Below are 26,405 nucleotides of genomic sequence, written 5' to 3'. Positions count from 1 at the left end.
GACAGACCCCGCTGCCGTCCCACCAGACGATCCGGACACGGTCCGCCCGTTTCGATCTGAACACGTAAAGCGCGCCATTGAACGGGTCGAGGCCGCCTTCCCGCACCAGCGCCATCAAGGATGCGGCCCCCTTGCGGAAGTCGACCGGCTGGCACGACACGTAAACCACAACGCCGGAAGCGATCATGCCTTGCGCACCGCGCCGATAATTCCCGCCAACTGATCCGGATCAATATCCCCGCGCACCCGAACAACGACATCACCCAGAACGATCTCTACGGTCGCGCTGCCGCTCGTCTCAAAGCGCGCGAACTTCACCGGCTCGCTTTCCGACATGGTTCGATCGCCCAATGGCGCCGTCAATGGCGCCAGCGCCCCCGAGGAAAGTGCCTTCCTGCGCCATGCGTAGAGTTGCGACACGTCCAGTTCATAGGCGCGTGCAACCTCCGCCACCGTCCCTCCCGGCGAAAACGCTTCCGCCACAAGCCGCGCCTTCTCGTCATCAGACCAATGCCGCGGCGAACGTCGCGACGGCGTCGCCGTCAAAACTTCGAAGGTCCGAACCTGATTCACCTTGTCGCTCATATGACTCTCCGCATGACTCATGCAGAAAATGAGCTTCCACCGACAAACGCGCTACGTGGGTTTGCCTAACCGCTTACTATTTATCAAACTGGGCAAACAAACTATCTTTAGGCAAAACGCGCCTAACGCTTTCTGTGACCATATCACGCAACTCATGCAATGCGTCCTCGACGTCTTCTTCGGACAGGTGGCGCCCGCAGGAATACTGTAAACGTCTAAAAAATTCGCGAGACCGTATTCGCTCTCAATTTGCTCCGCGATTTCTCGAACGATCGGCTTGTCACTGTTGTTATGGCAAAGAAACACCCTATGATCGACCGCTTCCGTCGTCTCAGAGGGCAGTGTGGCACGAAGCACTTCCTGCGAAGAGACATCTGGCATCTGGGCGCCCTTAATTATCACAACTGCATTTACGTTGCCTGCGTATCAACTTGCCGCCTCAACCCATATAATTCGGACCCGACTTCGAGGGCGCGTTTATTCCTGGGGTCTCACTGTTTACCGCGACTGTGTTGTTCATCTCGCTCCCAAGGCTGATCCACCGAAGACCTCATTGGAAAATTCTCGGCGTATTGGTTCATCCACTTGTCCAGCTTTATTGATCGCTTCTTCGCGAGCTCCCCAATGATCGCTTTCATGAAAAGCTTATCGCCAACGTGCTCACCAAGAGCGCGGTATGCTTCGAACTGGGTCTCAGAGAAGAATTGATCCGCTGTCGAATGGTGAGGGAACATCGGTTCATCAAGACGGTACCTCTTGAGAAATTCGCCTTCATTTCCCGTGAGAGATAGTTTCACATAGAGAAGATGTCCGATCTCCCACGGATTTTCGTTATTGCCGGTCGGATAACGAATTCGACAAAAGCGAAAGTGCGACCGGCTAAAGCCGGAGTCTTGGAGGCGTAGCTCATCCAGGTCCACATCAATCTGAATACCCATATCGATATATGCCAAGCGCTGAAGGTTTGTCAGCGCATGGAAGGTCATTTTGGGATCGGCCTCACCGTCCACCGCAACGATGTAGCGGCAGCGACGTCTGAGGAGTTCGTAGACACCAAGATTTTCGATATGACCGCCATCCGAAATGTTCGAATAGGGCAGACTTTCATCAGCGTTTCCCCAGAACTCGTGCACCAGATAACCAAGGCCAGGCCCATTTCTTACAAAAAAAGAGTCGGTTGGCGGAATAGCTTTCGGCGCAACCTTTTGTGGATCTCTCAACCAAGCGTTCAGGCGAGCATTGAACAAGGTTAACCAGAAACTGCTGCGTCTTGTCGTTCGCAGTCCCATTTGTGGTGAAACAGCCGCGCCAGACAAAGCCATCGCCGATGCCAGGTCCAGCAAGGGGTTGCAGACTTCCCAAGCGGAAGTCTTACTATAACCGAGCAGATTACTCCCAGTCATGTGCGGGGTGAAGGAAAAGACATCAGCAAGACGGCCCCGCATTTTTGGCTGTTTTGACCCGGGAGCATTGAGAGCGCAATTGATAATGGGATACAATGTCTTGCTGCATTCTATTTCACTCACCTTTGGTGGTCCGTTCCCGACCGCAACATGAATAAAAGCCGTCGCGAGCTTAGATCGGTAATACCGATGGAGTGAAGTCTCATTGACATCGACCCATAACCAAAGCAGGAGGAGGCTGGCAGCAATAACGGCAAGCGTAATCGCCGTGTGAAAAGGTTCTGGGTCGCTAAACACAACATAAAATGAGTGTTCAACGAACAAAAGAAACACAATGGCGATCCCAATGACTGCAGCCGACCTCATCTTCGCGTACACTGCGGAAATGGCGCCTAGTATGGCAATCAGAATCGCGGCAACCAATATAGCGGCAGAGAGACCATCCAATGGTTGGCCGGTGGAGCCATCGCCGGCAAGCCAGAATATCGTGCTATGAAAGGTTTGCAGCGTTTTCCACACCAGCGGGAGGCAAAAAACTGCACCCAGAGCACCGTGAATTCCGTTCAACTCCTCGAGCCCCAACTTTTGTGTGCGTGCCACAAAAGCTAGAATGGCTAACGCAAAGACTGGGCAGATCCACGCGACCCAGGACGGAATTGCGTAGTAATCGACGAGGCTTTTGACGCTGCGTTCGCCCGCGGCAAAGAAAGCTATCATGCCAAAGAGCAGCAGGACATTTACGAAAACTCCATATGTCGAACGCATGACCAGAAGCAGTCGCTCGACAAATCCCGCCGAGAGAAAACTGGCGCGTTGGCGCACGCCCATCAAAAGGTCAGATTCTTGCTCGTTTCGCTTGAATGGCTGTTGTTCGCTCTCCAGCCCCATATCCTCCGGCAGGTTTTTCTTACCCAGAAGGGAAGCGAGAAAGCAGCCGGTATATCCCCCGCCTGACACCGTTGATAGGTAATCGAACTGAGGCAATAGATTTCTCCTAGCGAGGGCCGCTAAGACACCAAGCGAGAAGGTGGCACTCCTGATCCCCCCTCCGGAAAGCGCGAGGCCGGCTGCACTGTCTTGCTCAGTCTCGACGACATAGCTGCGCCGACGGCTGATAACCGCCTCCTCCTCTGTCGCCTTAAAATCAGCAATATTTCCAGCGGGTCGCCACTTTGCCATCGGCGAGCGTTCTTCGCCGTTGCCCAGCGCCATCGCGAGCGAAGGATCATAGGAGGTGGCATCCGCGCCCTGCAGACGAGCTAGGGCACGCTCCAATTCTCGAAGACCAATTTGCAGATCATACAACTCGGCGCGAAAATCATCAGTAGCATCGAGGGCTTCAAGCGCTCCAGCATTGCTAAGAGGGTGCCATTTTGCGGTGAAGGGCCTGACAACCGAATTCAGGGCGTGCCAAACTAAGATTTCGAAAGTTCCGCAACCGACATTCTCGGCGGTGATTTCGCGGGCATTCTTGAAAAGTTCGACGACGCTCTCAAGTGCACGTTTCTCAGTACCGCTTCCATAAGGAAGTCGAGCCGTTGCAATCCTGGAGATTAGTGTCGTTCGAAATTTATGCGCGGCAGCACGGTTTGGCTTGTCTTCAATCCAATCCATGTTGCCGTACACCGCTAGGAATTCGTTGCCAAAAACCTGTGCGCTCGAAAGTTTCGAGAGTTCCGAGTGAAACGTACTCTTCGTAACGGGCTCCTGATCGCCTTCAGTCATACTAACAGTTCTTTCCCGCTCGTGATCGGTCCTGCAAGCGTCGTAAGCCGCTTCTGACCGTCAGTCCAAAATCTTGTCATCGCCGCCTGAATAGCGGGCAGCGCTCTGATGGAACTGGAACGGGTCGTCGACAACGCGATTCAAGTTTGAAGCCTGTGTCGTCATCAACCAGTTCAGCAAATCCAAGCATTCATCCTCCATGAACACGCGATGTCCCCGGAGATTCGTGTAACCAATATCTTCGAGAATTCTTTTGGGAACTTCGGGCGCCTGCTTGCCAAAGTAAAAGAAGTGGTTCGAGATCAATACGCGGTCTGTCCCCGTGTCAGTCTTGATGTTGTGGATGTCGGGAGAGCCGTCCGGGCGGCTATGGTGCGAATCAAGCTGCTGCCAGCTGCCATTCTCTTGGTGATAAATATTGTCACCAAGCATCATCGTCCGGCTGCCGTTTCTAATAGGCCGCTTGTCCTTGAATCTGGTATCCAACCAATACTCGTCAAACGACAGCGCCTCAGAAACGTGCATCGCAAAGATGCAGCGGCCCACCGCCCCCAACTTGGTACCGCCCATTCCCATAACCCAATCACCCTCTTGAGCCATCCGCCGCACCACTGGCTTGCATGTAGCCAGTGTACAAACCCCGTGGAACGGATTCGGGGCAAAACCAAAGTCCCGTGCGACAACGTACATGTAGACTGCCATTTATTAGCATCGCGAGGTAGAAGGAACGTGGACGGGAGGCCGGGAAGAACCGTCTGTATTTTGGAAATCGTTGTCGCTGCCTTCGACTGCATCAATAACTGCGTCCGGGTTCCAATTCACGAGGGTGCTTCCATAATCTTCGAAGGCGGGTGGAATGTCAGCTTTGGTACCTCCTCGGGTAAAAACCCCGACTATTCGCTTTCCGAGCTCATGTGCCTTCTTGATTTCCCAATTGACCCAAGGACGAGCATGCGTGTCTTTGCCAATGAGAACGATTACGGTCGACGCCCAAGCCATCTTGATCCGTAGCAAACGCTTAATGGCATTGTCGCTGACGAGCCCTTTGGCTAATCGTTCCTTGTTGGCAGGCTTAGCCCGGATGGAACTATTCCGGATCTCGTAGCCTTTCCGGCTGAGCGAGTCAGTTAGCTTTGTGACGTGCTCATCATCTGCGTGATGATGACTGATAAAAACGTGTCTCCTACTTACCATTCGCACCTCCGATTACTTGACGAATCTAATACCATGGGTTGAATTAGAGCGCGATGGTTCGGGGGGACTTATGGCCGGAAAGTTGTTTATATTCGAAGGACCGGACGGCGTCGGCAAGACAACCATTGTCCGAGACCTGAAAAGACGACTGACCGGCAAGTCTTTTGAGTTCTTGAGCTTTCCGGGACGTGACGAGGGAACACTCGGCCAGGCCATCTATCGTATCCATCACCATCCAGAAGAATTCGGTATCCTGACCATGTCGGAACTTGCGCGACAAGCCCTCCATGTCGCCGCTCATATCGACGTCATCGAGACCCGGATCAAGCCTTGGATTGCGCAAGGAAAAAATGTCGTACTTGACCGCTTTTGGTGGTCCACGCTGGTTTACGGAACAGTGGGCGGCGGTCAATGTGAGGCGCTGAGCGAACTTGTTGCGGCCGAAGAAACTGTCTGGGGACCTCTCTTGCCAAGGGCAGCTTTTCTGATCGATCGGGACAGCCCAATCAATCGGAGGGAGGACCTTACGTACTGGCAACAACTTCGTACGAACTATGCTCAACTTGCAACGAGGGAAACCCAGAAATATCCCGTGCATACGGTAAGGAATATCACCTCCGTAGCAGAAGCGGTCGACCAGATCGAAGCAAAAATTGCTCGCATATCGGTCGAGTAGCTAATGCCTGAAAACACTGAGACTAAAGCTCCCGGTGCTCGGGCAAAATCGATGGAATTATAGAAGCTTTTTTCCCCGAGGTTGTGAAAAATGACGGAAATCATAAAGAATGTTTTCATCAGCCATATTCATGAAGACGACCACGGCCTGGAAAAGCTCAAGAAAATTCTGAGTGATCACGGTCTAGCGATCCGCGATTCCTCGATAAACTCAAGCAATCCGAACAACGCCAATAATCCCGAGTACATCAAAAGCTCGATCTTGGCGCCGCAGATCCAGTGGGCGAGCACGTTGGTAGTGTACGTGACCGCGGATACCCGCCACAGCGAATGGGTGAATTGGGAGATCGAGTACGCGGCCAAGCAAGGCAAGCGAATTGTCGGCGTTTGGGGGGAAGGAGAGCTAGGCTGCGAGTTGCCGGATGCTCTCAAGGAATATCACGACGCGATGGTGGGATGGCACGGAAATTCCATAGTTGAGGCCATTGTAGAGGATCAGGACAAAACTGAACTTCCGAACGGCAACGCCGCTCCAATTCTTCCGATCAAAAGACATCCGTGCGGTGTGAAATAATGAGCATCTATTCCTACATCGTCCGATATGACAGTGGTTTCGCTCCAAATCCTTTCTACGGTTTTTGTACGCTTGCAACATGCAAGCCGCTAATACGAAAGCACGCCAAGATTGGGGACTGGGTTGTTGGCTGCGGAAGTGCGGATCGCGCTGTCCGCCGTGGTGGCCACATGGTCCACGCTATGAGAGTCACAGAGACCCTTACTTTCCAGGAATACGACGCCGACGCACGTTTTCAACGAAAAAAGCCGATCCGCAACGGCAGCCGAAAGCAAAGTGCGGGAGATAATATCTACTTTACGGTTACAGGGACCGATGGATGGTCTCAGCGCGATTCCTTTCACAGCAACTCAGAAGGCCTCCCAAACCCACGACATGTTGCCAATGATACACAGGTCGACCGCGTCCTTGTGAGCAACCACTTCATCTACTTCGGTGGCGAAGGCCCGACATTTCCAGACGATTTATTAGACAGTAAAAGTAGGCACATCTGCAAGGACGGAATAGGGCGATCCAAGTTCGAAGACGCCGCCATGGAGACACGACTTATAGGCTGGCTAGGTTCGATCGGTCCAATGGGGCTGCGGGGATCGCCGTTCGAATGGTCGACTTTGCGATAGGGAGTGCAAGCGATGGCTGTCGGGTCTTTGAGCCTAAATGAATATCAAAGCCTAGCATCGAGGAGCGATCGTACCCGCGATAAGGGAAATGGGTTCGATCTGCCGGTTCTCGGACTTGTCGGCGAAGTTGGCAGTCTGCTCAGTGAGGTTAAGAAACGGCAACGCGATACCGCTGCCATTATCGGCTATGAGCAGACCGTCCTTGAGGAACTGGGCGACACGCTCTGGTACCTCGCGATTATAGCTGACCATGCCGAAATCAAGCTAGCGACCTTGGCGGGTGCGGACCAGGGCCTGGACCTTCCAGTCATGGTTTTACAGCCGCAACACTCTTTACCAATGAATACCCCAAGTGCACAATTCGAGAAAACCCTCCTGCGGCTTGCGGCTGCGACGGGCGAGCTCGCGGCCGCCGTCGACGGGTCTCACGGCGATAGGCCCCTTCTCCAGACGCGACTGGCTAATGTCCTGAGCCATCTTGTCCAGGCAGCGAACGAAGCCGAAGTCTCGCTCGAAGATGCTGCCAGAGCGAATATTAGCAAGACTGAGGATCGATGGCCGCAGGAGCGCCGATATCCTGCACTGTTCGATAACTCATTTCCGGCTGACGAGCAGCTTCCACGCTCCTTGACGATTGACATCTACGAACGTGTCGGCAGCAACGGGAAAAGCTACGTTCTCCAAAGTTGCAATGGCCTCTTCATCGGGGATCGCTTGACCGATAACATCATGAAGCCGGATGACTACCGGTTCCACGATGTTTTTCACTACGCTTACGCCGCCGTTCTTGGTTGGTCCCCCGTGACCCGCGCACTTCTCAAGCGAAAACGAAAGAGTGTTGGGCGAGTTGATGAGGGCGAGGATGGCGCTCGAGCTGTACTCATTGAAGAGGGCATTGCCACCTATATCTTTGGGGTCGCCAAGGAATTCAAATTCTTCGCAGACCAGGAACCCGGCGATCTTAGTCTAACTCTTCTGAAAAACGTGAGGCAGTTTGTTCGAGGATACGAGGTTCACTCTTCACCTCTATGGCTTTGGGAAGAAGCTATCCTCCAGGGAAACAATGCTTTCAGATTTCTTGGAGAAAACCGTCGCGGCCGGATCACGGTTGATGTAGAGAAGCGGTCGCTGTCGATAGAGGAACTTCCATGATGAATACCGTTCAGTTCGTAGAGACACTGGCTGACATGTCCTTCACGGATGCCTTCAATCCCTACTCTGAATCCTGTGACGATTTCGACCATGACGACGCTCCTGCCATTCGTCGTCAGAATTTGAAGCTTGTTCTCGACGCGGCAATCGAGCGGAAAGTCGATTCGATCTGGATTGCCCGTGATCTTGGCTATCGGGGTGGACGGCGCACCGGTCTTGCCCTGACCGATGAAGCACATCTGACTGATCATTCGGTTCTCTACGGGGACCTGCCGCTTGTCAGAGCGACCAAAGGTCCCGCTTTGGCTGAGCGCACCGCCAGTGTTATCTGGCAAACACTCAATCGCATCCAACGCCCGGTTTTTCTCTGGAACGTGTTCCCGTTCCACCCGCATGAACACGGTGATCCGCAATCAAATCGCTGCCATACACGTTCTGAACGAAACGCTTGCCGCCCATTGCTGAGTTGGCTTCTCGACGTCCTGGACCCGCGCGTGGTCGTTGCCGTCGGCCGCGATGCACAGGTCGCGCTTTCCGATTTAGGTATTGATGCGATGCAGGTCCGTCATCCGAGTTATGGTGGCCAGAGCGACTTCATTTCCGGGATTGAAGGTTTGTATGGTTTGCCGAGTAGCGCAAAGTCACCCCAGCAACTCGCGATGTTTTAAAGTTCACCTGAAAGTCCAGCCCCACCCTTTTGAAGCGAAATAGTGCCGCTGTTTAGGTGACACGATAATGCTCGGAGTTTTCCATTGGCGACTTTTACCGAGGATGAAATCAAGGACGCCGCGCGCGTATCGACATCTTCAATCAAAAAAACCGCAAAGGCCATCCTGGAAGAGGCTTCAGTCGCGCCTCCGGGTGGTTACGACGTTTTTTTGAGCTATTCATCGCATGAATCCGATGAACTGATCCTTGGGGTAAAAAACACACTGATAAAGCACGGCTTGGCTGTCTATGTAGATAAATTCGATGATCCTCACATGAAACCGAATGATGTAAGCAAAGATACTGCAGAGACTCTCAGAAGCCGCCTTCGCCAGTCGAAGTCGCTGTTATATCTTCACAGCGAAAACTCAGGTCTTTCCAAGTGGATGCCATGGGAACTCGGCTTTTTCGACGGATACCGGTCAAAGGTTGCCATCTTTCCGATAACGAAGACGTCCCGATCAACTTACGTTGGTCAGGAATACCTGGGTGTCTACCCTTACGTCGGGCAAGCCAATAATACAAATGGCGTCAAGCGCCTTTGGATCTGGGAGGAGAAAAACAAATATGCAGTATATCCGTCTTGGGTAAAGGGTGAAAAAGATATAACCTTGCGTTCATAGATATCGCCTCGCTAAATTGAGGTGAGGCCCAAGCGGGGCGTTTCCCTCATCCAAAAGCTTCGTACTAGAGGGACTGTCTCCTAAAAATGCCCGGAGCGTCTCTCGCAAAAGTTTGTCGATCAGGGGTGGCCAAATCTTCCGCCGTAGAAACTAACAAATCATGTGTTCCTTCTGGTAAGGTCGCGTAGCGGACCGACTGCGTTTGCTTCGCGTCATTTGAAAGCAGAGATCGGTGATTGGCCGCCGCCAAGCCCAAAGTGCAAAAAGGGGAAAACGATGACTGAACTAGCTCGCCCCTTTATTGTGATTTACGTCGTTTGGCATCCGAACTTTAATCTTGGGCCGCAGGTAGCGAAAGCACTGTTCGAGCATTTCCGCCGAGAGAGCTATGAACGAATAACCGGAGGCACCGGCATCAGCGTCGTGTACCGGTTCGCAGCTGCTGACGGTTCACCCGATCCGCTGCCGATCGATTTCAATGAGGCCGAGACCTCCGCCGTGATCGTTCTGGCGGATGACAATTTCGTCCGCGATCCAGTTTGGATGAATTTCCTCCAGACGATAGCCGCGCAGACTTCCGCCACAGGTCTGTCAACCAGGCTTTTTCCAGTTTCAATGGAACCGGGAACTATCGCTGCACTAAAACTCGACGAGCAAATTATCCGATGGTCTGATTGGAAGGGCTCCACGGAAGATCAGATCGCTGTCCTGGTCGGTCACCTGACGTTCCAGTTCTGCCGGATGCTTCGACATTATTTGGAGCATCTCAGGCGGCCAGAAGAAACTGCGCGCGCCTTGCTTGATTATCTCAAGAAGGTCGACATTTTTCTAAGCCATTCGAAACACGACAAAAGTGACACAGGGGTGCAGGTGGCAACATCCATCCGGAAAAAGTTGAGCAATCGTGATGGGTTGGGCAGCTTTTTCGACGTCTATGACATTCCCCCCGGCCTGAAGTTTCAGGATGTGCTGCTCACCCAGATTGAGGTGAGTGCGGTCATCGTCATCCATACGGATACGTTTTCGTCCAGAGAGTGGTGCCGCCGGGAGACCATCGAAGCCAAACGCCACAATCGTCCCCTCGTGATCGCCAATTGCCTTTCCGACAAAGACGAGCGCGGCTTCCCCTACTTAGGCAACGTCCCAATCATTCGTTTGGATCAGAAGAGGCCCAGACGCGTTGACGTTGTGATACGGGCGCTATTGGACGAAATTCTCCGCGATTTCCTTTGGCAATGTCGCGTGGAATTGATGAGACCTAAAGCAGGACCGGCTGTGACGTTCCTTCCCCGTCCACCCGAATTAATCTCTCTCGCCTCACTCGTCCCCGCGACCAACGGTGAACCAGCGGTCATAGTCTATCCGGATCCGCCGCTGGGCGTCGAAGAGGAGCGGTTGTTTTATGCGATAGCGCCGCACATACAACTGCGTAGCGCCACCGAATGGTTAGCAGGAGCGGTCCGATGACCTATCGCGAAGTCCTGGAAGGCAAATCGATTGCGGTTTCTACTTCGGATAGCCCTGACATGGCAGGTCTCGGTCTCCAAATGGAGCATTTGCGGGATGCGATGGCCGAAATTGCGAGGCACATGCTCGCGTTGGGCGCGAAGCTTGTGTACGGCGGTGATCTGCGTACGAACGGGTTCAGCAATCTGTTGTTTGAACTGGCGGCGAGATACCGACGGGATTCGAGAGATCGAACCACCAGCGCCGTGACAAATTATCTAGCGTGGCCGGTCCACATCGTGCAGCAACCTGAGCAGATCGATCAGTTCGTCGCCGATCTCCAAGGTGTAGCAGAACTGCGGCTGCTTGACATAGACGGCAAGCCTCTTGACCTGCGGGAAAGACACAACATGCAAACACTACAGCCGACGGAACCGGAGTGGGCAAGAGGGTTATCTGCCATGCGGCACACCATGATGGCGGATACGCACGCGCGAATAATTCTCGGCGGACGTGTCGACAAGTTCAAGGGCGAGATGCCAGGGCTTGCGGAGGAGGCTCTGTATTCACTGCACGGCCACCAGCCGCTCTACGTGATGGGCGGATTCGGTGGTTGTGCGCGCGACATAGCTGAGGCAATTGGAACACTTGATAGTCAAATCGGACGAGATTGGCTTGGACGCGAGAAGTTCGCCGGATTCAAGGGTTACGACCTAAACAACGGCCTATCACACGAAGAGAATAGAATCTTGGCAAGAACGCCCCATGTAGATCAGGCCATCATTCTGATATTAAAAGGACTGACCAACGTACTAAACCGCTCTCACGCATTGTGATCAATCGACAGCGACCACCATCTTTTTGCCTTTGACCTCGAGAGGTTCCGAGCCGTGCGCAAACAAAAGCGATAAGGCGGTTCACCGCCTTATCTAACGCACAACCACGATCACTGTCCTGCAAATCCTCGATAGAGGCGCAAAGAAATGAATTGCACACCCACTATGTCCGAAATCTCCCCGTGCCCGTCAGATCACCCAGACCGAGTTCATCGACAATCCGCAAAGCTGTGCAAGGCGTCACCTCCAGCGCCTTAGTTACATGCCGGCAGAACAGGCGGCCGCGAGATAGCGATCTCGAACGGTTTCGGCCGCTTTGAAGACGTTTGCTGCCCCTCCAACTTCCGCCGCATCATTACGCGCGCCAGCGCCAGCTTGTCATTCTCTTTGAGGCCGATCTTAACAGCCGCGATCAGGCCATGCACGATGGCGAGCAAGCGGCATCATCAGCGCCTCCGGATGCCCCCGCTTTGCACCTGCCGATTTCAGAATTTGTGTTTTGTGTCGGGGATTTAGCCTGTTTGATCGTAGCTGTTTAGCGTACTGGATCGTGGCTTTGGGATAATGTGGGATAGTGTAGCGTAGGATTTGGTTGCGGGGGCAGGATCTAATCTTCACTTGCGCCCCGAGCAAGTAAAGATGGTTGCGGGGACCGGCGTCGATCATGACTTGCGATCGGCGCCGGTAAAGACGGTTGCGGGAGCATGCACCCATCTTAACTTGCTTTTCCGGACAGCAGCATAAGTGCCGATCCTTGCCAAGGTTGGGGTCGAGGGTTCAAATCCCTTCGCCCGCTCCAGATTTCCTAGAGAAATCAAGGGTTTAAGCGAGGGCCGCCGCAAGGTGACCCTTCCCTTTTTCGGCTTGGTCAACACATGGTCAACACGGCGACAGATCGCAACCGAAGAAGTGTCACCGAATGTGCGATACGGGTGAGAGCAATCGACCGGCACAGCACACCCTGCCGAGGGGTGCATCGCTGCCACTGAGGTGGTTTGCGGGGCGATTCGATGAATGATCCATCGGCGGTTACAGTGCGGCCTTCGGAAACTCCATGACGACGTGAAGCCCAGGGCGATTATCGAGGAGTCGGATCGTTGCCCAGTGAAGCTCCGCGATCGCTCTGACCAAGCTCGATCCGAGCCCGGAGCCGGACGTGGTTCTGCTCTTTCGAGCCGATAGAAGCGGTCGAACACGCGCTCACGCTCTTCGACCGGAATGCCGTGACCATTGTCCGAAACGCTTGGCCATATGGTCTGCCCCCTGAAAAGTGGTCCTCGCTGAATTAGGCTATTGAGCCTTGGAGAGGACTGGAAATGCCCCACAAGAAACACAAGCCGGAAGAGATTGTCGCGAAGCTGCGCCAGGTGGATGTGTTGCTGTCGCAAGGTAGGTCGGTCGGCGAGGCGGTTCGCTCGATCAAGTTGACGCCGCTCACCTATTACCGCTGGCGTAGGGAATTTGGTGGGCTGCAAAACGATCAGGTGAAGCGTCTCAAGAAGTTGTGAAAGAGAACGAGCGGCTGCGCAAGACCGCCTTCATAGAGCCGGGCAGTGGAGGGGAGCACGGCTACTGCGAGAGCTTCCACTCCAAGCTGCGCGACGAACTGCTCAACGGCGAGATCTTGTACAGCCTCACCGAGGCCAGGATCATCGTCGAGGCATGGCGGCGCTACTACAACACCGAGCGCCCACACTCATCGCTCGGCTACAAGCCGCCAGCGCCGGAAACCGTCCTCTGGCCTTCGAAACCCCGCAGGTCGGCGCCGCCATCTACTCAGGCGGTGGCGGCCAAGTCAGCTATGCATTAAGATTGAAACCGGACCACCTCATAGGTGTTGATTTGCACTGAGAGCTGACCCGGGATTGCGGGAAATTATCACTGAGATTTGACCCATGTTTCAATCATCCCTCGCGAGGATTCAGCGGGGGCTCTGGAGTGATCGACATGGCGTTACTGAGCGTAATCCGACGCTGGCATTTTCGAGAGCATCTATCGATCCGGGAGATTTGCCGCAGGACCGGCCTGTCCCGGAACACTGTCCGCAAATACCTGCGCCTGGACGGTGTGGAACCGAAGTTCAAGGTTCCGGAGCGACCGAGCAAGCTCGACCCTTTCGCAGATCGGCTATCGGCCTGGCTGAAGACAGAGTCCAAGAAGGGCCGCAAACAGAAGCGCACTCTGAAGCAGCTCCATGCCGACCTGGTGAGCCTCGGCTATGACGGTTCCTATTGCCGTGTTGCAGCCTTTGCCCGGGAATGGAAGGCAGACCGGCAGAGGGAACTCCAGACGACGGGGCGCGGAACGTTCGTGCCTCTGGCCTTCGAACCGGGCGAAGCGTTCCAATTCGATTGGTCGGAGGACTGGGCCATCATCGGCAATGAGCGCACCAAGCTGCAGGTCGCGCATACGAAGCTGAGCTACAGCCGCGCCTTCATCGTGAGAGCCTATCTCCTGCAGACGCACGAGATGCTGTTCGATGCCCACAACCATGCCTTCCGCGTCTTTGGCGGCATCCCCGGCCGTGGCATCTACGACAATATGCGCACGGCGATCGACAAGGTTGGTCGCGGGAAGGATCGCGACGTCAACGTGCGCTTCATGGCGATGGCCAGTCACTATGTGTTCGAACCCGAGTTCTGCAATCCGGCGTCCGGTTGGGAGAAAGGACAGGTCGAGAAGAACGTTCAGGATGCCCGTCATCGTCTCTGGCAGCCCACGCCGCGCTTTCCGTCGCTGGAAGCGTTGAACGTCTGGCTGGAGCAGCGCTGCAAGGAATTGTGGGCGAATACCCCGCACGGACAGATGCGCGGCACCATCGCCGACATCTGGGCTGAGGAGGCTTTGGCATTGATGCCTGTCTCCCGGCCGTTCGATGGCTTCGTCGAGTATACCAAGCGCGTCACGCCGACCTGCCTCGTTCATCTGGAGCGCAATCGCTACAGCGTTCCTGCCTCCTTCGCCAATCGGCCGGTGAGCCTGCGGGTCTATCCGGATCGTGTCGTTGTCGCCGCGGAGGGCCAGATCGTCTGCGAGCATCGCCGGGTCATCGATCGCTCTCATGACCGACCGGGACACACGATCTACGACTGGCGGCACTATCTGGCGGTGGTGCAACGCAAGCCAGGTGCTCTTCGTAATGGTGCACCGTTCGTCGAGCTACCGGACGCATTCCGGGCCTTGCAGCAATATCTCCTGAAGAAGCCGGGTGGCGACCGCGAGATGGTCGATATCCTGGCGCTGGTCCTCCAGCACGACGAACAGGCCGTGCTATCGGCGGTCGACATGGCGCTGAAGTCCGGCGTCCCCACGAAGACGCACGTGCTGAACCTGCTGCATCGCCTCGTCGACGGCAAATCCTTCACGCCACCGACCATCGACGCGCCACAGGCCCTGACGCTCACCAACGAGCCGAAGGCCAATGTCGAACGCTACGACGCGCTCAGAAAGACGGAGGTTCGCCATGCGTCATAATCCAGCAAGTGGCGCTGTCGTCATCATGTTGCGGCAACTGAAGATGCACGGCATGGCCCAGGCCGTTGGCGAGCTCACGGAGCAAGGATCGCCGGCGTTCGAGGCGGCAATCCCGATCCTGTCGCAGCTTCTCAAGGCCGAGACTGCGGAACGTGAAGTTCGATCGACCGCCTACCAGCTCAAGACGGCACGCTTTCCAGCCTATCGTGACCTGAACGGCTTCGACTTCAACAGCAGCGAGATCAACGAGACGCTGGTGCGTCAGCTTCATCGCTGCGACTTCCTCGACCACGCCAACAACATCGTCCTGGTTGGCGGTCCCGGCACGGGCAAGACGCATATCGCCACGGCCATCGGTGTCCAAGCCATCGAACATCATCACAAGCGGGTTCGGTTCTTCTCGACCGTGGAGTTGGTCAACGCGCTCGAGCAGGAGAAGTCCCAAGGCCGGCCAGGGCAGATAGCCAACCGCCTGGCACACTCCGATCTCGTCATCCTGGACGAACTCGGTTACCTGCCGTTCAGTGCTTCAGGCGGTGCGCTGCTGTTCCATCTGCTGAGCAAGCTCTACGAGCACACCAGCGTCATCATCACCACCAACCTGAGCTTCAGCGAATGGGCCAGCGTCTTTGGCGATGCCAAGATGACCACCGCGTTGCTCGACCGGCTCACACATCATTGCCACATCCTCGAAACCGGAAACGACAGCTACCGCTTCAAGAACAGCTCCGCGCACGACACCAAAACGACGAAGGAGAAACGGAGGAACTTGACCACCACAACCACGACGGACGATATCTAGGGCGGGTCACTTCTCGGCGCAAATCCCGGGTCAGCTCTCAGTGCAAATCAACAGGGTGAGACCGCGAAGGCGCGGCTTGAGGCCAAGCTCGCCAAGGAGGAGCTGATCAGACTGATGGGTCTTTCCGGATCGGATATCGAGTTCCAGATTCCGAACCGCCTCCCGTCCCTCCCGAAGACGTTGATCAAGCGCGACGATATCGAGGCCGAGGCGATCCACAAGCGTATGGACCTTCAGGTCGCCCGCCTTGGTCTTGAGGCGACCGCTCAGTCCTACAAGCTGGTGGATGCGACCCGCTTCGTCACCGATATTGAGTTGGTGGGTACCTGGGAGAAGGAACGCGAACGGGAAGACGGCAAGATCCGGTCCGATACCTCTGGAACCGCCGCTCTGGAATTCTCGATTCCGATCTTCGACTCCGGTCAGGCTCGCCTTCGGAAAGGCGAACTTGCCTATATGCGCGCCGCCAATCAGTTGGCTGCCAATGCCGTCAACGCCCGGTCGGAAGCCCGCGCAGCCTACCTCGCGTATAAATCCAACTACGATATTGCGCGGCACTATCGAAACAACGTCCTGCCGTTGCGAACCGCCATCGAGGAGCAATCCCAACTTACCTACAACGGCATGATCACCAGCACGTTCGAGCTCATCGCCGATACCCGCGAAAAGATCGACTCCACAATCCTTGCGGTCAACGCCAAGCGCGACTTCTGGCTCGCCGAGGCAAGTCTCGCACCCGTGATCTACGGAGGAAGCGCCGGCTCTGCTGGGGCAGAAACCGAGATGGCTTCGGCTGACTAGCGGATCAGGGCGAATATCGAGAAAGGACAGAACATGTTCAACAGAAGACAATTGCTCGGAGCGGGCGCCGCTGGCGCAGCGTTCGTATCATCCAAAGCCTGGGCGCAAACGTCCAACATGGGCTTGCCGGAAGCCGCTCTCATGGACTCGGCGGCCACGCAAACCCCGGTAAAGCCGACGGTCGGCCCAGATTACAATCCGGTCGTCACTCTCAACGGTTGGACCTTGCCGTTCCGAATGAACAACGGGGTGAAGGAATTCCATCTCGTTGCCGAGCCGGTGGAGCGGGAGATGGCCGAAGGCATGACCGCATATCTTTGGGGGTACAACGGCCAGTCCCCGGGTCCGACCATAGAAGCAGTCGAAGGCGACCGGGTTCGCATTTTCGTGACCAACAAGCTGCCGGAGCACACGACCATTCATTGGCACGGTATGATCCTGCCGTCGGGAATGGATGGTGTTGGCGGGCTGTCGCAGCCCCACATCCCCTCTGGCAAGACTTTCGTTTACGAGTTCGATCTCGTGAAATCCGGGACCTTCATGTACCACCCGCACTCGGACGAGATGGTACAGATGGCGATGGGGATGATGGGCTTCTTCGTCATCCATCCCCGGGACCCGAAGTTCATGCCGGTGGACCGGGATTTCGTCTTCCTGCTCAGCGCCTATGACATCGATCCGGGAACATACGTGCCCCGGATCATGGAAATGACCGACTTCAACCTCTGGACGTTCAACACGCGCGTTTTTCCAGGGATCGATCCGCTCGTCGTTTCCAAGAACGACAGGGTTCGCGTTCGCGTCGGCAACCTGACGATGACGAACCACCCAATCCACATGCACGGGTACGATTTCGAGGTGACCTGCACCGATGGCGGCTGGGTCAGGCCGGAGGCGCGCTGGCCCGAGGTCAGCATCGACATCCCTGTCGGTGCGATGCGCGCCTACGAGTTCGACGCGAAGTACGTCGGCGACTGGGCGATCCATTGCCACAAGTCGCATCACACCATGAATGCCATGGGTCACGAGATCCCGACATTCATCGGGGTCGACAAGAAGGAGGTTGCAAAAAAGATCAGGCAGATCCGTCCCGAATACATGCCCATGGGGACGGCCGGCATGGCGGATATGGGCGAAATGTCGATGGAAATACCGGAGAACACCGTCCCAATGATGACCGGGTGGGGTCCCCACGGCCCGATCGAAATGGGCGGCATGTTCTCCGTGGTGAAGGTCCGCGAGGGTATCTCAGCGGGCGACTACAGCGATCCGGGTTGGTACGAGAACCCTCCCGGCACGCAGGCGTGGGAATGGACCGGGAGCTTGCCCGAGCCTGTCAAAGCGAAAGATGCCAAGACACAACTTCCGTCTGGCCATTCCAATCACGGTTAACTTCCTCCCAGAAACGACAAAGGAAACGATTATGAAACGCATTCTAGTTGGCCTGCTACTCTCAACGTTTGCCACCGCTGCTTTTGCATCCGGTTCGCATGAGGGCGGTCATGGCGAAATGGCCGTTGGCGAACCCGGCGAAAAGGCCAAGGCGTCCCAGACCATCCGTGTCACGATGAAGGAAACGGATGACGGCAAGATGATCTTCACACCGAGCACCTTCAAGGTCCGCCAGGGCCAGACCGTTCGCTTCGCGATCAAGAATGCCGGCGAGGTCGATCATGAATTCGTGCTCGACCAGGAAGACAAGATCATGGAGCACAAAGCCGTGATGGAGAAATTCCCGGAAATGGAACATGAGGATCCGAACGCCATTCGCCTCGCGCCCGGAAAATCCGGCGAGATCGTCTGGAAGTTCACCAACGACGGCGTGTTCAAGATCGCCTGCCTCGTTCCCGGTCACTACGATTCCGGCATGCACGGCGACGTCACGGTCGCGAAGAAATAAGGAGCAACAGAAATGACGATGAAAGCCATCACACGAATTGCACTCGCCGGCGCAGTCGCCTTTGCCTTCGGAACGGCCGCCTTCGCGCAGGAATTCACCAGCGGCACGGTCAAGAAGCTGGACGAGAAGGCGAAGAAGGTCACGCTCATCCATGAAGAGCTGAAGAACCTCGAGATGCCGGCCATGACGATGGTATTCCAGGTCGCTGATGACGCGATGCTTGAAAAGCTCAAGGTCGGCGCAAAGGTCCAGTTCGTTGCCGAGCGCGTCAACGGAAAGCTGACTGTCACCCAGGTCAAGTGAAGCACAGGGCCGCGCTGGATGCAGCGCGGCCCCGTTCCTCATGAGACCGGCAGGAGGCAGAAGGTGCGCCAGAGGTCCTGCTTCCAATCCCCCGGCTCGGGCGAATCCGACAGCATAAACTCTGATTGGCCAATCATGACGGCCTTCGGCGCGGCGCATCGTACCTTTGCAAGGTGGGCGCTGTGGTCGATGAATCTGATCTGACCCTCGGGTCCGCGCTCCGTGAGCCCGACTTGCACATCGAAATTATATTCCGGGTCAAGAGAGGTTGCCGCGACGGTCACAGACAGGCTGATAGTCGTCTCATCCGCGAAATAAGACGTATGAAACGGCTGATCCTCTTGGGCATTTGACGCCGACACCAGCAAAGCCAGAACGACAAATGCGCATGTTATGCCAGTTCGCATTGCACACCCCTCCCATAGGCGACTTGGCCGCCTCATCCTATCACACCACAACTCCACTCGCAGCCGCCCGATTTCCTCAAACCCGCCTCGACAGGTCTGGCAGGGTATCTCGCCGCCAATGCTCCTCAATTGATGCCGTTCGCCCGCTGAAGCTCGCGCACATAGGCCACGATCGTAGCGACGTCGGCCCTCGTCAGACCTGGCTGAGGAGGCATGTTTCCGAATTTCCAGTGATGCGCGCGCACGCCGTTGGCGACGGCCATTTCAAAGGCGTAGTCTCCGTGGTGAGAAGGTTCGTATATCCGATGGATGAGCGGCGGGCCGGCATCGGTTCCGGCCGCGTTCTTGCCGTGGCACGCTGCACAGACGGCGTTGAAAGCTCGTTCTCCCATCTTTGCGGTGTCGGACAATGACGAAGGCACGACAACCGACAATGCCGGCCCCTGGCCCGATACTCCTCTTCTGGCTTCGTCTTCCGATCCGGTTCGATTCCAAAGCGCAAAGCCCGCAACCGCTGCCGCGGCGACGAGCAGAGCGAAGACGTTTCTCTTGTTCATTTGTGAATCCTTATGTCTTTAGGCCGCCGAACACCCTCTCTGCCGCCATCAACTGCCGAACCCGTCGGCATGAATGTGGTGGTGGGGCGGCGCGCGATGGCGATGTGGGGCCACGAAATTGCTTTCGTGGCCTCCGGCGTGTCAGCCGTTCGAGATGCGGCGTTGGTAGTCTGCCTCTCGCTGCGGCCAGGTACTCTTGATGTAGTCGAGGACAGCCTCGATCTCGGCGGAGGTCAGAGCCTCCCGAAAGCCGGGCATGTCACTCTCGTAGCCACCGCCAACCACCGCGGCGGTCCCATCGGTGATGATTGCGAGGAGCTGCCTGTCCGAATGATGCCAGGTGTGACCAGTCTCGTCATGCGGCGGCGCCGGAAGGCGGCCGCTCGTGCCCGGGCTGCGCCAGTCGGGCTGGCCTTCGAGTTTCGTGCCGTGACAGCTCGCACAGTTCGCTAGATAGACTGCCCGGCCAAGGGCGATGCGATCGCTCGCCTCCTGACCGGCCCGTCCCTTTCCGACCAAGATCGCACCGGCCGCCGCCAGGAGAGTTGCGGCGACCGCGATCCAGAGCGGTTTCATGCAGCGATCCTGAACTCGGTCATCATCCCGGTGGCCAGATGCGGCATATGATGGCAATGCAACATCCAGCTCGCGGCCTCGCCGGCATCAAGGGCAACAGTGACCATCGACATCGGCGGTATGTACACGGTATCGCGGCGCGCACCTTCGAAGCGTCGCCTGTTGATGCCAACAACCTGGAATGCATGCCCATGCAGATGCATCGGGTGCCCCATCATCGACATATTGTGGAACATCAGTTCCACCCGATCGCCGCTCGTTGCGGCAACCGGCCGATGCTTGCCCCATGTTGCTCCGTCGATGGTCCAGACATAGGGCTGCATCGAGCCGCCGAGCATGATCATGTGGCTTCGATCCACCGGACGGGCGGCAAGCGTGTCGACAGCGACCAGCCGTGACTCCTGAGACAAGTCCGTGTCGAAGGCCGGGGCGTCATTCGCTGAAAGGGAATCGATCCTGTCGATCGTGGCGCCCGCGGGGGCGAGGATGATGCCGGTCCTTTCACGTTCGCCCTCCCTGAGCGCCAGAATCGGCCATGCGCGGGCCTCATTCGGAAGGTCGATCTCCAGGTCGAGACGCTGCCCCATGGCCAGCCCGAACCGCGAACCCGCGACCGGCTGGACCTCATGCCCGTCGACGGCGACGAGCCGGGCTTGTGCTTCGCCCGTGTCGATCCAGAAAACGGTGGCTGCGGCTGCGTTGATGACACGGAGGCGAACCCGCCCGCCGCGTTCGACCTGAACGACCTCGGGATCGGACAGGGTTCGGTCATTGGCGAGATAGGCATCCCAGTCGTAGTCGTTGAGATCCATCGCCATGTTACCCATATCCATGGCCATCGAGCCCATTCCGCCGGCCCCGCCCTGCTTCATTCCAGGCATGCCGCCATGGTTCATGCCCTGCATCTCGCCTGGCGTGGCGGCAGCGCCATGTCCATCAGCGCTTGAGCTGGTGATCTCTTCCAGCACTTCTTCCGGTGTCTTGAACGCGAAGTCGTGCAGGAACAGGACGACTTCCTGCCGATCGGCGGCTAGGTCTTCTGCCCTCCGGACAATCAGCGGCGCGGCGAGCAATCGCATTTCCTGGATCGGCACATGGCTATGCATCCAGTGTGTTCCGGGCTGGGGCACGAAATCGAAGCTGCGCGTTTCACCGGGCTGAAGAAGCGGCTGCGGCATATCCGGGACGCCGTCCTGAGCGTTCGGGGGAATCTGGCCGTGCCAATGAATGATCGTGGACTCGGCGAGATCGTTGGTCAGATCCACCCGAAATCGCTCGCCCGGATCGAGGAGCAGCCCCTGCCCATTGGGACCAGCGAGCCCGAAAACGGTGGCCGGTCGATTGTCTATATCGAGCGTGCGGCTGGTGGCGGCCAGGCGGATCGCAGCCGCGTCCTGGCCGTAGGCCCTGATGGGGAAATGGGATGCAGCAAGCATGGCTGCGCTGGCGGCGAGGAAGCCGCGTCGTGAAAAGGTCGTCATATTCGTCACCTCGGGACGATCTGTCCCGCCTGAAAGGTCCAATGGATCGCAGCGGGATCAGCCCCGCCGCAGGCTCAGAGGAGGCGCGATATAGGAGGGCGATCGTTCCGGCCGGGAGCTGCCGCGACGAAGACGGCATCGGGCGGGAGGGGATATTTTTGCCGCGAGCTGATTTGCTTTGCCGAAGTACGCACAACCGGAAGCCAGGCCGATATTCCGGCGCAGGCGAAGGCGCATAATCCGGCATCTGCTTTGCAGGACTCTCCTTCGCTGCAAGCGGCCATCGAAGAAGAGGCTTGCTCTATGTGTTGCGTCAGCGCGGCGTGTTCCAACATCCCGGACATGCGGGTCTCGTGTGCTTGAACGGCAAAAGAAGCAGCGGCAAGCGAGATGGTTGTAACAATGATAAGCAACGCGCGAAGCATGGGCAAAGAATAGAGCCTCGCCGACCCTTTGTCCATTGATGAAGCCTGCATGCCGGCCGTCCTGCTCATAGGTTTGAGGCTTAGGTCGTGCGGGGCGGCGAAGCGCCGCCCCGACGTTGCGTCACTGCGCCTGATAGGTGACGCCGTTCGGTCCCTTGCCGACAGCATATGTCTTGACCACGGACTGGCTGCCGACGTCGATCTGGGAAACGGTCCCGGCCACGATGTTGGTGACGAAGACAAAGGCTCCGTCGGCAGCGACCGTCACGCCGTGAGCGCCCTTGTCCGTCTGGATGGTCTTTACGACATTCCCGCCTACGACATCGATAACCGAGACCGTCTCATCCGGCTCCGTTTCGGTTCCCTGGTTCGCGACGTAAACCAGCCGGCCATCAGGCGTGGCGTAAACCTGGATGGGCGAACGGCCGACATTGATGCGTGCGATCACCTCGCGCGACTGCGTGTCGATAACGGCGACCTTGTTTTCATCGCGCAGCGAGACATAGACCCGCTTTCCGTCAGGTGTGAAGCCGACCTGGACGGGCGCAACGCCGACCTTGATCCTGGCAACTTCCGAAAGCGCCGTTGTGTCGATAACCGAAACAGTACCGTCCTGGACGTTCGCGACATAGATGGCGCTTCCATCCGGGCTCATCCGAAGGCCGTGGGGGTAGTCGCCGGTGCCGACCGTGGCGACGACCTCGCCCTTGGCAAGATCAACGACCGACAAGCTGTCGTCTTCGGAATTCGAGACGTAGGCGCGATTACCCTGCGCGTCTGCGATCACATGCGCAGGATGCCCACCCACGGGGATCGACGCCTTCACGCCGGAGGAAATATCGGCCGCGTCGAGGACGATCAATTGGCCTGCGACAGCGGCATCACCATGCCCGTCGCCGCCATGGCCTGCCCCATTGGACGCATGAGCGTCTTCAGCTTTGTCGGCGACCGGCAGGCCCACCGCCAGCACCAGATCTTTTCCCGGTACGAACTGCACGTTGTGGGGCGTGATCGGGACCGGAACGATGTCGATCTTTTCCGTGGTAAGGTCGATGCGGCTAACGGTGTTGCCAAATTCATCGGCCGTATAGACGAAGCCGGTTGCAGCAGGCTCCGCTCGGACGGTGGCGGCGAACGGAATAGCAAGCACCAGGGCGGATGCCGTCGCGAAGGCCAGCATGGCCGCACGTCTGCGAATCGCGGTTGCTGTCAGGACTGCCGCGGTGATGGAAATCGAACGGGTCGAGTGGGTCTTTAGCATGGTATTCAGCTCCTCGGCTCGCAGCCTTGCCGGCTCGTCGAGCACATCTTGAGGTGAGTTTGGAAAGATTGGCCCGGCGTGCGGATGCCGAAGACTTCCTCGCGTGCCGCTGCCTACCGATTCGGCAAGGTCCGTGCATGGCCCCTTCTGGCTCGCCGGCTGCCGACGATTAGAGGCTATGTCACGTCGGCGTCACGCAGAACGGCTCGTCTCCTCGGCCGTATCGTTGGGCGGCCTGGGACGCGCACGGTCGGAAGACTACGGCATTGTGCCGGTCCTCGGTTCGGCTGGAGCACACGGACTGAACAGGCCGAAGGTGCTCAGATGATCAAGGTGGATCGCGGAGGTCGCTTCTGACGACGCAACTCCGCGGATGAGGGCACCGGCGATGCAGCCGGCGAGACGGTTTCGCCGTTCAACATGCGCCAGCTCCAGGCCGTGTTTAGCGGAGCGCAGAGGAAGCACCCGAGGCCCGACAGGCAGTGACCGCTGTCGCACGGGTGCTCGAAGCCGCGTTGGGTATCGTTGTCGCAGGGCATGCGCACGAGGAGGTCGGCACAATCCGCAGCTTGAGTCATGAGCGCCGGGATGCCGTCCGTTGAAGCAGCACGCGCTTGATGCCCGCCATCTGTGAGAAACGCCGTAAGCCCGAACGCGATGGCGAGGAAAAGGATAAACCCGCGCCGCAAGGAGGTCGCCCACCCGTGCGACCCTCTGAACGCCTTGACCATTGTCACGCCGGCGGCCACCTCGGCTCATCCTTCGGTTTACTTGAACATCGAAACTGGGGCAAACCTAGCGCAGATCCAGCGTGACGAATTTGCGCTGCATCAAACAAGGGGGTCTTAAATGCTAGCGATGCTGCTCGCTGAGGCGGTCGGGCGCGCCAATCCCGATGATTGCGTGGAAGGCTGCGGGAATATCTATTGAGCAGACGGTAAGTATATTGCCGGGTCTGCTTCATCGAGAAGATGGTCGATTATGTCCAACGGAGTGTGAGGGCTAGGTGTCTTATGGCGAAATGCGGCGCCTTATCGTCTACGGCGGATAGGATTGCTGGTAGGGGTTCGACTTCAAACCTTCATGAAACACACCCACACATTGTAAAGCGCCTGAAGCGTGCTCGAGGTCACCGTGGCAGCGTAATCGAAATGATCGAAGAAGCAAAACGATGCCTCGATCATTTCGATCATTGCCTTAGGAAACAGTCGGGTCCCTTCCGCGCCAAAAAAGCGGTTCGGTTGATGTGTTCAAGGAAGCGAAATATCTCTGATCTTCGCGATCCTCAAGAACCGGACCTATCGCCATCTCTTTCTTGCCCAAGGGATCGAGCTGGCCGGGGCCCACGCCGGCGCGGTGCCGGGCGGACGCGCTCGCCATCAAGATGATCGCCTATGTGGCCGTCGCGCCCATCGCATCGGCTTTCGCCGAGCGCGTGCCGCAGCGAGCCATGTTGGTGGCGCTCGATCTCGTGCGCGCTTCCGTGTCTGTGTTGCTGCCCCTCGTTACCGAAATCTGGCAGGTCTATGTGCGAATCCTCGTCCTGCAGTCGGCCTCGGCCGCCTTCACGCCGACCTTCCAGGCGACGATCTCCAACATATTGCTGGAAGAAAAGGAGTATACGCGCGCGCTGTCGCTATCCCGGCGGCCTACGATCTGGAAAGCATCGTCAGCCCGATGCTGGCGGCAGCACTTCTCGCCTTCATCTCCTTCCACAATCTGTTTGCCGGCACGGTGATCGGCCTCCTTATCATCCCTTGATGGAGCGCCTCACGGCGAACCTGACAATGTTGTCGGGTTGTCGGACCCCGCTCGCTCTGCAGTCACTCCGCTCTTCGTCTCGGCTGCCTAGCGAGCAGCGATCATAAAGTAATCTGTTGGCATGTGGCCACCAAGCTGCGTCGTACGGGTCAGAGAGTAACGGGTCGGCTTGTGGCACGATAATGCACGGCTCTTGGATCGCAGCTCCTGCATGAGGCCGCGAGACCGTGCGATAGAACAGAGCCCCACCTGATCGGCATTGTCGGATCGCATCGCTGGCGTGCTTATCCTGTTCGTAGTGGGGCCATGACACTTGATTAGAGTTAAAGACTTATCAGCCGCGCCTGTCCAACATCAGGCGAATTTTGGGAGCTGCCCCGTGCAGGAGGAAAATGCGGAGGATGACCGAAGCTGGAGGCAAGAGAATGGATACGCAACGTTCCGATAAGTCTGACGATGCCGCGAAACCTCTTGATGCTGCCGTCCAGCGGGCGCTTGTCGAGGCGAGAGAGGAAATGCTGGTCTTCCTCCAGCGCCGCCTGAGGAATCGCGACGATGCGGAGGAGGTGTTGCAGCGCTTCTCCCTTCGGGCGCTGGAGCGCGCATCTCAACTCAGAGATATCCGCACCGTTCGGGGCTGGCTGGGCCGCATCCTCGCCACCACCCTTGTTGACCATCAGCGGAACTTGAGCAGGCGACGGCGTCGGGAAACCCCTGTCGACGACGCCGAGATCGAGAGTGAACCTGTTGACGCCGAGCTCGATGCAGCGGTCTGCAATTGTCTGTATCGTCTGCTTCCAACCTTGAAACCCGAGTATTCGGACATCGTCTGGCGGGCTGATATCCTGGGCGAGCCTCGCGACAGATTGGCAGCAAGCCTTGGCACCTCGCTCAACAATGTCGCGGTGCGACTCCACCGCGGGCGGCAAGCGCTACGCAAGCGTTTGGAAGAGATGTGCCGCACCTGTCCGATCCATGGTTTTCTCGACTGTCATTGCGAGAAAGCCGAGAAGATCCGCAAAGCTCACGAAGATGTATCTCGCTGAGGATACTCGACTGGCTCGATTTCAGAATCGCGCCGTTGCTGGATACGCATTTGCACGGCTGCCGAACCTG

Annotated in this window: 26 protein-coding genes and 6 pseudogenes; 19 read left to right on the top strand and 13 right to left on the bottom strand. The window is 57.1% G+C overall.

The window, feature by feature from the left end:
* The 5 genes from tnpB to ABWW28_RS21380 form a co-directional block, all read right to left on the bottom strand.
* Nucleotides 1-187, bottom strand: a 187-nt coding sequence (tnpB, locus tag ABWW28_RS21400) for an IS66 family insertion sequence element accessory protein TnpB (protein WP_353392029.1), incomplete at its 3' end; no start/stop codon positions are given.
* Nucleotides 184-585 (bottom strand): IS66-like element accessory protein TnpA, encoded by a 402-nt coding sequence (gene tnpA, locus ABWW28_RS21395; protein WP_353392027.1) that lies wholly within the window; start codon nucleotides 583-585, stop codon nucleotides 184-186. The genes tnpA and tnpB, both read right to left, overlap by 4 nt.
* 491 nt (nucleotides 586-1,076) lie before the next feature.
* A complete protein-coding gene (locus tag ABWW28_RS21390) occupies nucleotides 1,077-3,713 on the bottom strand; it encodes a patatin-like phospholipase family protein (RefSeq protein ID WP_353392025.1) in 2,637 nt (878 codons plus the stop codon).
* Between the two features lie 60 nt (nucleotides 3,714-3,773).
* Nucleotides 3,774-4,415 (bottom strand): Nmad2 family putative nucleotide modification protein, encoded by a 642-nt coding sequence (locus ABWW28_RS21385; RefSeq protein ID WP_353392023.1) that lies wholly within the window; start codon nucleotides 4,413-4,415, stop codon nucleotides 3,774-3,776.
* A 3-nt stretch (nucleotides 4,416-4,418) separates the two neighbouring features.
* Nucleotides 4,419-4,907 carry a TIR domain-containing protein gene (locus ABWW28_RS21380; protein ID WP_353392021.1) on the bottom strand — a complete coding sequence of 163 codons (489 nt, stop codon included), beginning with the start codon at nucleotides 4,905-4,907 and terminating at the stop codon, nucleotides 4,419-4,421.
* Nucleotides 4,908-4,977: 70 nt separating this feature from the next.
* Between ABWW28_RS21380 and ABWW28_RS21375 the strand changes: the two genes are divergently transcribed.
* The 8 genes from ABWW28_RS21375 to ABWW28_RS21340 all read left to right on the top strand — a co-directional run bounded on the left by ABWW28_RS21375 (nucleotide 4,978) and on the right by ABWW28_RS21340 (nucleotide 11,541).
* Nucleotides 4,978-5,583: a dTMP kinase gene (locus ABWW28_RS21375; RefSeq protein ID WP_114217297.1), complete on the top strand. Its 606-nt coding sequence runs from the start codon at nucleotides 4,978-4,980 to the stop codon at nucleotides 5,581-5,583.
* Nucleotides 5,584-5,673: 90 nt separating this feature from the next.
* Nucleotides 5,674-6,156, top strand: a complete 483-nt coding sequence (locus tag ABWW28_RS21370) for a TIR domain-containing protein (protein ID WP_353392019.1) — start codon at nucleotides 5,674-5,676, stop codon at nucleotides 6,154-6,156.
* Nucleotides 6,156-6,776: an Nmad2 family putative nucleotide modification protein gene (locus tag ABWW28_RS21365; RefSeq protein WP_353392017.1), complete on the top strand. Its 621-nt coding sequence runs from the start codon at nucleotides 6,156-6,158 to the stop codon at nucleotides 6,774-6,776. The genes ABWW28_RS21370 and ABWW28_RS21365 overlap by 1 nt, the downstream gene beginning before the upstream one ends.
* A gap of 12 nt (nucleotides 6,777-6,788) precedes the next feature.
* Nucleotides 6,789-7,928: a nucleoside triphosphate pyrophosphohydrolase family protein gene (locus ABWW28_RS21360; protein WP_353392016.1), complete on the top strand. Its 1,140-nt coding sequence runs from the start codon at nucleotides 6,789-6,791 to the stop codon at nucleotides 7,926-7,928.
* On the top strand, nucleotides 7,925-8,596 hold the full coding sequence (locus ABWW28_RS21355) for a uracil-DNA glycosylase (RefSeq protein ID WP_353392014.1): 672 nt from the start codon (nucleotides 7,925-7,927) through the stop codon (nucleotides 8,594-8,596). The genes ABWW28_RS21360 and ABWW28_RS21355 overlap by 4 nt, the downstream gene beginning before the upstream one ends.
* A gap of 84 nt (nucleotides 8,597-8,680) precedes the next feature.
* Entirely contained in the window at nucleotides 8,681-9,259 is a 579-nt protein-coding gene (locus ABWW28_RS21350) for a TIR domain-containing protein (RefSeq protein ID WP_353392012.1), read from the top strand.
* A 276-nt stretch (nucleotides 9,260-9,535) separates the two neighbouring features.
* On the top strand, nucleotides 9,536-10,726 hold the full coding sequence (locus tag ABWW28_RS21345) for a toll/interleukin-1 receptor domain-containing protein (protein WP_114217301.1): 1,191 nt from the start codon (nucleotides 9,536-9,538) through the stop codon (nucleotides 10,724-10,726).
* Nucleotides 10,723-11,541 carry a hypothetical protein gene (locus ABWW28_RS21340; protein WP_353392010.1) on the top strand — a complete coding sequence of 273 codons (819 nt, stop codon included), beginning with the start codon at nucleotides 10,723-10,725 and terminating at the stop codon, nucleotides 11,539-11,541. Before ABWW28_RS21345 ends, ABWW28_RS21340 begins: the two co-directional genes overlap by 4 nt.
* A gap of 163 nt (nucleotides 11,542-11,704) precedes the next feature.
* On the opposite strand, the gene ABWW28_RS21335 is transcribed toward ABWW28_RS21340, so the two are convergent.
* The 3 genes and pseudogenes from ABWW28_RS21335 to ABWW28_RS21325 all read right to left on the bottom strand — a co-directional run.
* Nucleotides 11,705-11,785, bottom strand: coding sequence for a hypothetical protein (locus ABWW28_RS21335; protein WP_353392038.1), 81 nt, complete (start codon nucleotides 11,783-11,785; stop codon nucleotides 11,705-11,707).
* Nucleotides 11,786-11,795: 10 nt separating this feature from the next.
* A complete protein-coding gene (locus ABWW28_RS21330) occupies nucleotides 11,796-11,978 on the bottom strand; it encodes a hypothetical protein (RefSeq protein ID WP_353392008.1) in 183 nt (60 codons plus the stop codon).
* 592 nt (nucleotides 11,979-12,570) lie between these two features.
* Nucleotides 12,571-12,785: pseudogene (locus tag ABWW28_RS21325) on the bottom strand (sensor histidine kinase); the annotation flags it as partial.
* 72 nt (nucleotides 12,786-12,857) lie between these two features.
* On the opposite strand from ABWW28_RS21325, the pseudogene ABWW28_RS27640 reads away from it, so the two are divergent.
* The 8 genes and pseudogenes from ABWW28_RS27640 to ABWW28_RS21290 form a co-directional block, all read left to right on the top strand.
* A pseudogene (locus ABWW28_RS27640) lies at nucleotides 12,858-13,072 on the top strand (transposase); the annotation flags it as partial.
* Nucleotides 13,070-13,351: pseudogene (locus ABWW28_RS27635) on the top strand (integrase core domain-containing protein); the annotation flags it as partial. The pseudogenes ABWW28_RS27640 and ABWW28_RS27635, both read left to right, overlap by 3 nt.
* A gap of 137 nt (nucleotides 13,352-13,488) precedes the next feature.
* A complete protein-coding gene (istA, locus tag ABWW28_RS21315) occupies nucleotides 13,489-15,015 on the top strand; it encodes an IS21 family transposase (protein WP_353392006.1) in 1,527 nt (508 codons plus the stop codon).
* The gene (gene istB / locus ABWW28_RS21310; RefSeq protein ID WP_353392004.1) at nucleotides 15,005-15,817 is read left to right on the top strand and encodes an IS21-like element helper ATPase IstB; all 813 of its coding nucleotides are present in this window, start codon (nucleotides 15,005-15,007) and stop codon (nucleotides 15,815-15,817) included. The genes istA and istB overlap by 11 nt, the downstream gene beginning before the upstream one ends.
* Nucleotides 15,818-15,859: 42 nt before the next feature.
* Nucleotides 15,860-16,618: pseudogene (locus tag ABWW28_RS21305) on the top strand (TolC family protein); the annotation flags it as partial.
* Between the two features lie 33 nt (nucleotides 16,619-16,651).
* A complete protein-coding gene (locus ABWW28_RS21300; protein ID WP_353392003.1) occupies nucleotides 16,652-18,010 on the top strand; it encodes a multicopper oxidase family protein in 1,359 nt (452 codons plus the stop codon).
* 31 nt (nucleotides 18,011-18,041) lie between these two features.
* Nucleotides 18,042-18,518 (top strand): cupredoxin domain-containing protein, encoded by a 477-nt coding sequence (locus ABWW28_RS21295; RefSeq protein WP_077546209.1) that lies wholly within the window; start codon nucleotides 18,042-18,044, stop codon nucleotides 18,516-18,518.
* Nucleotides 18,519-18,536: 18 nt separating this feature from the next.
* On the top strand, nucleotides 18,537-18,821 hold the full coding sequence (locus tag ABWW28_RS21290; protein ID WP_123195803.1) for a copper-binding protein: 285 nt from the start codon (nucleotides 18,537-18,539) through the stop codon (nucleotides 18,819-18,821).
* A 532-nt stretch (nucleotides 18,822-19,353) separates the two neighbouring features.
* Here the strand turns inward: ABWW28_RS21290 and ABWW28_RS21285 are convergent.
* The 5 genes from ABWW28_RS21285 to ABWW28_RS21265 form a co-directional block, all read right to left on the bottom strand.
* Nucleotides 19,354-19,785: a c-type cytochrome gene (locus tag ABWW28_RS21285; protein ID WP_151683211.1), complete on the bottom strand. Its 432-nt coding sequence runs from the start codon at nucleotides 19,783-19,785 to the stop codon at nucleotides 19,354-19,356.
* Between the two features lie 141 nt (nucleotides 19,786-19,926).
* Nucleotides 19,927-20,418 carry a c-type cytochrome gene (locus ABWW28_RS21280; protein WP_353392000.1) on the bottom strand — a complete coding sequence of 164 codons (492 nt, stop codon included), beginning with the start codon at nucleotides 20,416-20,418 and terminating at the stop codon, nucleotides 19,927-19,929.
* Complete coding sequence (locus ABWW28_RS21275; RefSeq protein WP_077546206.1) at nucleotides 20,358-21,842, bottom strand: multicopper oxidase family protein; 1,485 nt, start codon at nucleotides 21,840-21,842, stop codon at nucleotides 20,358-20,360. The genes ABWW28_RS21280 and ABWW28_RS21275 overlap by 61 nt, the downstream gene beginning before the upstream one ends.
* A gap of 74 nt (nucleotides 21,843-21,916) precedes the next feature.
* A complete protein-coding gene (locus tag ABWW28_RS21270) occupies nucleotides 21,917-22,318 on the bottom strand; it encodes a hypothetical protein (protein WP_151683209.1) in 402 nt (133 codons plus the stop codon).
* Nucleotides 22,319-22,388: 70 nt separating this feature from the next.
* Nucleotides 22,389-23,528, bottom strand: coding sequence for a YncE family protein (locus ABWW28_RS21265; protein WP_235864174.1), 1,140 nt, complete (start codon nucleotides 23,526-23,528; stop codon nucleotides 22,389-22,391).
* Nucleotides 23,529-24,541: 1,013 nt separating this feature from the next.
* On the opposite strand from ABWW28_RS21265, the pseudogene ABWW28_RS21260 reads away from it, so the two are divergent.
* The 3 genes and pseudogenes from ABWW28_RS21260 to ABWW28_RS21250 all read left to right on the top strand — a co-directional run bounded on the left by ABWW28_RS21260 (nucleotide 24,542) and on the right by ABWW28_RS21250 (nucleotide 26,335).
* Nucleotides 24,542-24,801 (top strand): annotated as a pseudogene (locus ABWW28_RS21260) (metal-sensing transcriptional repressor).
* Nucleotides 24,801-25,277: pseudogene (locus ABWW28_RS21255) on the top strand (MFS transporter); the annotation flags it as partial. The pseudogenes ABWW28_RS21260 and ABWW28_RS21255, both read left to right, overlap by 1 nt.
* A gap of 437 nt (nucleotides 25,278-25,714) precedes the next feature.
* Nucleotides 25,715-26,335 (top strand): RNA polymerase sigma factor, encoded by a 621-nt coding sequence (locus tag ABWW28_RS21250; protein ID WP_197284067.1) that lies wholly within the window; start codon nucleotides 25,715-25,717, stop codon nucleotides 26,333-26,335.
* Nucleotides 26,336-26,405 lie beyond the last annotated feature (70 nt).

This window comes from Brucella sp. NBRC 14130, from assembly GCF_040371715.1.
Classification (GTDB): Bacteria; Pseudomonadota; Alphaproteobacteria; order Rhizobiales; family Rhizobiaceae; genus Brucella; species Brucella intermedia.
Note: the sequence above shows the minus strand (reverse complement) of the source record. Positions and strands in the feature narration are given on the sequence as shown.